We start from the raw sequence: 7,925 nt of genomic DNA, 5'->3' as shown, positions 1-7,925 counted from the left end.
TTTTTGCACCAGAATCAAATATATATTCTGGAGGCAAAAGATAAAAGTGCTCAATTTTTACGGGCTTACCTGCCCCAGGAAGGTTTTCTGAGTCTCGCCTTGTAATGAATTCTTTCTGTTCAGCCTAATCCCCAAAAGGATCTTCCATATACTTTCACCTCACTAAATCTTTTACTACATCATATTCAATCAGAGTAATGTGGGTACTATTAGGGTGAAGTTACCGGGGAGCTGATAAGCATGAAAAAGAAGGCCCCCAAAGGCCTTCCAAATTATGGGGAGAAATAACTATGGGGAAAAATATCTATGATAAGAAAAGCACCCCTGTTGGGATGCTGCTTTTTGATATTTTGTCTTGACATTCCTTATTTAAGAACCTATATCAGTCCCATGCGTCCTTCTATTTCTCGTTCTTCAAAATCAATTTCCTCAAAGGTTAATAGGAGTGCAGATAACCGGACAGCCCCGTATATTAGTATTCTTTATAAGTGGTTGTTTCGACTCGACAGGGTTAAAATAACTATTTTTACATTAGACCCATCTTTCGTGCCGCGTCCCTCAATTCCGGCCGAAAATCAGGGTGAGCTATTGCAATTAATTCCTGAGTCCGTTGTCTAAAGGTTTTACCACGAAGTTGGGCGACGCCATACAACGATACGTGAAATCTTACCATTTTTAGCTGTTGACGGTAGAACTATAAAGGATTTTCCACCTTTAGACTATAAGGCTGCATGGAGAAAAATCCTGTTGTCCTCCAGTTGCACTGAAAGGGACTGGTCCAATGCTTTCAGAATTGCATTGTCCGAGAAAATCAATCTCAAGCGAGCCATTGACAGCTATTAAATTATCGTTTAATCCGGCAATATTCGGATCATTGGTGAAACTTACGGGGTGCATTTCTAACATAGGATTATGATCCATAAACTCATAAAGTTTTTGGGATCCTAGCGATATAGTAGCAACCATCTTACCTGGCATAAAGTTCTTTTTGCGATTTGTGAGAGCCCCTTTCTCATATAAATGCATCAAGGCATCTGTAACCAGTTCGGTGTGCATTCCAAGGTCCTGTTTATCTTCTATCAGCATGAGCACAGAATCGGGAATAGCACCAAGTCCGATTTGCAGAGTTGAACCATCTTTAATAAAGTCTGCTACATATTCGGCAATTGCTTTGTGAACTGGACCTATAGTAGGTAAAGGAATTGTCATTATCGGATCTTGGCTTTCTACTAGTGCGCTAATCTGAGAGATATGGACTTTATTGTCACCATTGGCAAATGGTACATGGGGGTTTACTTCCACAATAACTTCCCTGGCTTTAGCGATTGCTGCCATAGTGTAATCTGGTGATAGACTTACCGAAAAGTAACCGTATTTATCCATGGGAGAGACCATAGTTATAGCCACGTCACAGGCAACATAACCGTCGTTAATCAATTTTGGAATCCCAAAAAAACTACTGGGTATAACGTCTATCCAACCTTCTTTAGCACCTTGTCGGCTTGTAGAGCTAAGAAACCAACTTACGTGTTGAATGTTTTCCACTGTATTAGGATCAAAGTAACCATATTTATGAATAGGATAGGGTTGCCTTACTTTCACATTATGATAATCGCGGCGTTGTTCTGACAACGCAGTTAATATTGTGGGGGGTTCACCGACACCTAAAGGCACACATATGGAATCCCCATCTTCGATTAGTTTGATAGCCTCTTTAGCCTCGCGTTTTTTGTTGTTGTAAAGTTCTTGAACTTGTCTCATCGCTTTTATATTCCTCCTTTTTCATCATCCATTGACAAGCATGAAGAAATCGACTACAAGTTGGAAGCTGGCCGACACTGCTCAACTAAAATGTGGTGAAAAAAACTTCTTGCACTAATAGTTCGTAATAGAGTACCAAATTCCTGCTAGCAAAATCAGAAAAGTGGCACAATAGGACCGGCTTTAATTGGTAGACCAAACTCGTTGGAAAAGGTTGTCCTCTTGGATTAGCTCCATTGCGTTGGGTGAGTGAGCGAAGAAGGTAACCTTGTGCAGATTAAGGCAGGGCTGACCTGCGTCCTTGTCGATGGGGAAGCCTTCCGAAGCGGAAAAGTACAGTGCAACACAGCACAAACCGAAACAGTTTTTGCAATCAGCTCGCAGATTGCTGCGATACTTACCACATTCAGGACACCATGCTCCATTATTTACACTCGATTGATCCATTTTCTATACCTTCCTTATACATTTTTCCTGAATGTGCATAAATAGTATATAGAAGCATCCTAGCTTTACTTTTTGTTCCGAATTACGTAGTGGATCTTAAGCATAGTTTAAGGGGTGTATCCTTTTCGATTTAGGGAAATCAGAGCTGCAACAAGGGCGATGCTCAGTGCTGCGAGCATAACAGTATGATAAGCACCTACAAAAGCAGTGACTTGCTGGAGAGGGGTTGGGTTGTTTACACCTGAGAGTAGTGAAGCTTCTCGGCTTTGAAATAAGGAGACGGAAAAGGCGATGCCGAGAACCATGCCCACATTCCGGACGAGGGCGCTAATTCCACCGGCGACGCCTAATTTTTGAGGAGGTACAGAACTCATGACACTGCTGTTGTTGGGAGATTGGAAAAGGCCGACTCCCAAACCCGTAAGAAAGAGACCCAGTACAACTTGCCAAAATAATGAGGTGGCAGTCAAAGTCGAAAGATAACCAAAGCTTATTCCGGTAACGACCAGGCCACAGGTAGTCAAGAAAATCGGACCAATGCGGTCAGAGGCACGTCCGCTGAGCGGAGCGCTGATCGCCATCGTCAGCGGAAAAACGGTCATTAGTAATCCCACCTGGGCTGGACTATAATTTAAAACATGTTGGAGATAGAAAGGCATGAGCATCACATTGGCAAACATAGCTACGAAGGAGAGAAGACCTGTAATATTCCCTATCAAAAATGGACGGATGCGAAACATTGTCAGATCAATCATGGGATTAGGTACCCGAACCTCGGTATAGAAGAAGCAGGCCAAACTAAGTGTTCCCAGAATTAACCCTCCAAGAATTGGGTAAGAATGCCAACCCCAACTCTGACCGGTGCTGATGGCAAACATAAGACTGATTATACCAAATATAAAGAAGAGAGCGCCTGCAAAATCGAAGGTCTCTTTGTTTTGCAGAAGTTTATCCTGGGGGAGAACGATTCGAGCGGCAAGGTAACCAAAAATTCCGATTGGCAAATTGACAAAAAAAATGGAACGCCAGTTTAAGAGTCCTACTAAAATTCCGCCGAGCGCCGGACCGGTTAGGCTTCCGAGAGCAACTACAGTCCCGATTATTCCTAAGGCTTGTCCTCGCTCTTTAGGAGGGAAGTTCGCAATAATAAGAGCCGCACTGTTAGACATTAGCATAGATGCCCCAATGGCCTGGAGGATACGCATACCAACCAGAACCCAAATATTAGGCGCCAATCCGCACATAATAGAACCGAGGGTAAAGACCAAAAAACCCAAAGAGAAAATCCGCCTACGCCCTAATAGATCAGCTATTCGCCCAAAAACAGGGAGTAAACTGGAGATTGTCAATAAATAAGCGGTAACGACCCATTGTAAGATTGCAAGATCTGCATCTAATTTTCCAGAAATGGTGGGCAGAGCCACATTAAGAATACTGCTATCTAAGGTAGACATGAACGTACCAATGGAAGCTGTCGCCAGAATATACCAGCGGTACCGAGGGGAGCTTTTTAGACTTAATACCAGATTATTACCTGCCAGCTTCACTTGATTTTCGGTCTCCTTCCGATAGCTAAAGATAAATTTAAATATATCATATAACGCATGCGATTGGAATGTTATTCCTTCGGACTGATCATACTAAAGAACAGAAGGAGGGATGTCAATTTATGAGTGACCAAAATACGAAGGAAGACCTTATGCTTAGACCAATCGAACAGCATACAACGGCAGCTTGGGCAAATATCGAGAAGTTGAAGGAAATATCGAATGTGACCATCCCCAGTGAACTTGAAGTGTGGAATGCCAAAGACTGGGTCGACACAAATCAGAAGTGAACTCGCTTACGCTAAAGCTGAACATCGAGGCTTCAGATGGGGACTCTACCCCACCTGAAGTTACGAAGAACCCACCCCCACTTATAGAAGTGGGGGTCTTGAAAACTTGAAAATGTGTAATAAATACGCATAACAAATAAGTTAAGCAGCGGGTGCCCTAGTCGCCCGCTGCTTAACTTACTGATCGAAGTTTACTAATCGAAGTTTATCCAATCGAGAGACTCCCACTCCTACACTAATATTGCATTTCAGTCAAGCGTTTGTAGCTTTGATAGCGTTCCAAGGCATGGTGTTCAGCTACCTTAAACAATTCGTCAGCAATGTCAGGGAAGGTGGAACTTAATTGCGCGTAACGGACTTCACTAAGGATGAAGTCCTTGAATGATCCGGAAGGTTCTTTGGAATCTAAAATGAAAGGATTCTTTCCTTCTTCTTTTAGTAGGGGGTTATGGCGGTAGAGATGCCAATATCCGGCCTCAACTGCTTTCTTTGCTTGCGCCATCGAGGTGCCCATACCGCTCTTAATACCATGGCTGATGCAGGGAGAGTAGGCAATGACCAGAGAGGGTCCTTGATAATTTTCGGCTTCCGTCAGGGCTTTGACCGTTTGATGCATATTAGCTCCCAGAGCAATCTGAGCTACATAGATATAGCCATAGCTCATGGCCATCAGGCCGAGATCCTTTTTGCGGATTTTTTTACCGGCTGCCGCAAATTTGGCAACGGCAGCTGTCGGCGTGGATTTAGAAGACTGGCCGCCTGTATTGGAATAGACTTCTGTGTCAAGAACGAGAATGTTGATATCGTCCCCGGAAGCCAGGACATGGTCTAATCCTCCGTAGCCGATATCATAAGCCCAGCCATCCCCGCCGATCATCCATTGTGACCGTTTAATGAAGTAATCTTTTTTCGCCAGGATCGCTCGGACGAGCGCCTTGTCGGATTCCGGCATAGTCCCTAGGGCAGCGAAAACTTTGGCGGTAGCAGCCTTTGAGGCTTCTCCGTCATCTTTCCCGGCAAGCCATTCATGGAAGGCTACCTTCAGGTTTTCGGGGATGGGGGTCTCTAAAGATTGTTTTACTAAATTCGTCAAATTATCTCGAATTTGTTTAACGCCAAGGTACATCCCATACCCATATTCGGCGTTATCTTCAAACAGCGAACTAGCCCATGCAGGACCCTTGCCCTCGGTATTTATGGTAAATGGAATGGAGGGAGCACTGGCTCCGTAAATAGAAGAGCAACCCGTGGCATTGGCAATCATCATGCGATCACCGAATAATTGAGTAATCAGCTTGATGTACGGTGTTTCTCCACACCCTGGGCAAGCTCCGCTGAATTCAAAGAGCGGACGCCGAAACTGACTGCCTAGGACACTTTTAGGATCCATTAGGCTATTTTTCTCTGTAACGGTGCAGGTAAAATACCAGTTCTCCGCTTGGGCCTTCGTTTGAGGTGCAGCCGGTTGCATGATCAGGGCTTTTTCCGGTGCCGGACAGATATCGGCACAGTTGCCGCATCCCGTACAATCCAGGGGATCAATTTGGATGCGATAGTGAAAGTCTTTGAGACCTTTAGCAAGCGGTTTTTTCGTCCGGAAAGCAGCTGGGGCTTTGGTCAGTTCCTCGTCACTTAGCAGGAAGGGGCGAATAGTGGCGTGCGGACAGATTAAGGAACACTGGTTGCATTGAATGCATTTGTCAATTTGCCACTCCGGGATCAGAACAGCAATCCTCCGCTTTTCATAAGCGGTTGTCCCCATGGGGAAGGTGCCATCCTCACTTCCCAGGAAAGTACTGACGGGGAGATCGTCTCCTTCATTGCGAGCCATGGGACGTTGAATATTCTTGATAAAAGCCGGTTCGTCATCCGCCGGGGTATCCTCTGCTTCGGCAGTAGCCCAGGCCTGAGGTATAGCTACCACTTGTATAGATTTTATGCCGCGATCCACAGCCGCAATATTCATGTCCACAATCTTCTGACCTTTATTACCGTATGTTTTGGCGAGGGACTCTTTTAAGTAGTTTACGGCATCATCAACCGGAATAACATTGGCCAGCTTAAAGAAGGCTGCCTGCATAATCATATTGATCCTGCCGCCCAGACCAATATCGCAGGCAATCTTAACGGCATCGATTATATGGAAATTGATCTTATTTTCGGCGATATATCTTCGCAGCGAAGCGGGAAGCTCCCTGTCCAGTTCTTCCGGTTTCCAAGGGCAGTTCAAGACAAACGTTCCGTTAGGCTTGAGTCCTTTTACTAAATCGTAATTGTAAATAAATGATTTATTATGACAGGCAATGTAGTCCGCCTGAAACACCCAGTAGGTCGATTTTATGGGCTTCTTGCCAAAACGCAAGTGGGAAATAGTCGTGCCACCGGATTTTTTACTGTCATAAGCAAAATAACCTTGGGCATAAAGGGGGGTATTATCGCCGATAATCTTGATCGCTAGTTTGTTAGCCCCCACTGTCCCATCAGAACCTAAGCCATAAAACTTGCAACTGATGGTTCCTTCGGGATTTGTTTTAACCGGCTCTCCTTCAGGAAGGGAGGTATGCGTGACATCATCAGTAATTCCAATCGTAAACCCATCTTTAGGCTGATCTTGTTTGAGATTGTCATAGACCGCCATGATCTGGGCTGGACGGGTATCCTTTGAGCCCAGGCCGTAACGGCCGCCTATTATTTGCGGTTTGATCTCACTTTTCGAGAACATATGAACTACATCTAAACATAAGGGCTCGGCAGGCGCTCCCGGCTCTTTGGTGCGATCGAGGACGGCAATCTTCCTGACTGATTTGGGGAGAACTTGGAAGAAATATTTTTCGGAGAACGGTCGATAGAGGCGGACTTTAATAACCCCAACCTTTTCTCCTTTGGCCATGAGGTAATCAATTGTTTCCTCAATCGTTCCGCAGACAGAGCCCATGGCGACGATAATAAATTCCGCATCCGGGGAACCGTAATAATCAAAGAGATGATATTCTCTGCCCGTAATCCGTTTGATTTCCTGGAGATAGTTTTCCACAATGTCCGGGACTGCTTGATAATAAAGGTTAGCGACTTCCCGGCCTTGAAAATAGATGTCGGGATTTTGGTTAGTCCCGCGGACTACCGGGTGTTCAGGTGATAAAGCGCGGTCACGAAAGGCTTGGATCGCCTGCCAATCGACAATCCCGATAATATCCTGTTCATTGATCACTTCGATCTTCTGAATCTCATGTGAGGTTCGGAATCCATCGAAGAAATGGAGAAAAGGAATCCGGGATTTAATCGTACAAAGATGGGCTGTATAAGCAAAATCATGCGCTTCTTGAACGTTTGAGGAAGCAAGTAGGGCAAAGCCTGTTTGCCGGCAAGCCATAACATCCTGGTGGTCGCCAAAGATAGATAAAGCGTGCGTAGAAATTGCCCGAGCGCTTACGTGAAACACCGCCGGTAAAAGTTCGCCTGCCATTTTATACATATCGGGGATCATTAGGAGCAGACCCTGAGAAGAAGTATAAGTAGTCGAGAGTGCACCCGCTGCCAAAGAACCGTGCAAGGCTCCGGCGGCACCGGCCTCTGACTGTAGTTCGGACACTCTTACCGGTTGACCGAATATATTCTTCATACCATGTGCAGACCACTCGTCGACATCTTCCGCCATCGGAGTAGACGGGGTAATCGGAAAGATCGCGGCCACTTCGGTTAAGGAATAAGAAGCTAAGGCCGCGGCCTGGTTTCCATCCATCGTTTTTATTACTTTAGTCACGGGGACAGTCCTCCTTCATTTGTGGTTACGGTTTGTGTTTTGTACAGCTTTAACCTATTATTTTATTATTGGACGAATATCATTCATTAAAAGGTTATTATCGGACTAACCGGCGAGATT

At 45.1% G+C, this 7,925-nt stretch carries 5 protein-coding genes; 1 reads left to right on the top strand and 4 read right to left on the bottom strand.

The window, feature by feature from the left end:
- Nucleotides 1-526: 526 nt before the first annotated feature.
- From AC6I5A_RS01630 to AC6I5A_RS01620, 3 genes are all read right to left on the bottom strand, one after another.
- Complete coding sequence (locus AC6I5A_RS01630) at nucleotides 527-673, bottom strand: acetyl-CoA hydrolase/transferase C-terminal domain-containing protein (RefSeq protein WP_497900411.1); 147 nt, start codon at nucleotides 671-673, stop codon at nucleotides 527-529.
- Between the two features lie 41 nt (nucleotides 674-714).
- Nucleotides 715-1,761 (bottom strand): acetyl-CoA hydrolase/transferase family protein, encoded by a 1,047-nt coding sequence (locus tag AC6I5A_RS01625; protein WP_497900410.1) that lies wholly within the window; start codon nucleotides 1,759-1,761, stop codon nucleotides 715-717.
- Between the two features lie 554 nt (nucleotides 1,762-2,315).
- The gene (locus AC6I5A_RS01620) at nucleotides 2,316-3,755 is read right to left on the bottom strand and encodes an MFS transporter (RefSeq protein WP_497900409.1); all 1,440 of its coding nucleotides are present in this window, start codon (nucleotides 3,753-3,755) and stop codon (nucleotides 2,316-2,318) included.
- Nucleotides 3,756-3,877: 122 nt separating this feature from the next.
- Between AC6I5A_RS01620 and AC6I5A_RS01615 the strand changes: the two genes are divergently transcribed.
- Complete coding sequence (locus AC6I5A_RS01615) at nucleotides 3,878-4,045, top strand: CDIF630_02480 family spore surface protein (RefSeq protein ID WP_497900408.1); 168 nt, start codon at nucleotides 3,878-3,880, stop codon at nucleotides 4,043-4,045.
- 235 nt (nucleotides 4,046-4,280) lie between these two features.
- On the opposite strand, the gene nifJ is transcribed toward AC6I5A_RS01615, so the two are convergent.
- Nucleotides 4,281-7,805 carry a pyruvate:ferredoxin (flavodoxin) oxidoreductase gene (nifJ, locus tag AC6I5A_RS01610; RefSeq protein ID WP_497900407.1) on the bottom strand — a complete coding sequence of 1,175 codons (3,525 nt, stop codon included), beginning with the start codon at nucleotides 7,803-7,805 and terminating at the stop codon, nucleotides 4,281-4,283.
- Nucleotides 7,806-7,925: the final 120 nt, after the last annotated feature.

It is taken from the genome of Desulfosporosinus sp. Tol-M2, assembly GCF_059735615.1.
Note: the sequence above shows the minus strand (reverse complement) of the source record. Positions and strands in the feature narration are given on the sequence as shown.

What these genes read in the sequence shown, in the direction of transcription:
- AC6I5A_RS01630 (WP_497900411.1), bottom strand. Translation starts at nt 673, where the DNA reads ATGGTAAGATTTCACGTATCGTTGTATGGCGTCGCCCAACTTCGTGGT.
- AC6I5A_RS01625 (WP_497900410.1), bottom strand. Translation starts at nt 1,761, where the DNA reads ATGAGACAAGTTCAAGAACTTTACAACAACAAAAAACGCGAGGCTAAA.
- AC6I5A_RS01615 (WP_497900408.1), top strand. Translation starts at nt 3,878, where the DNA reads ATGAGTGACCAAAATACGAAGGAAGACCTTATGCTTAGACCAATCGAA.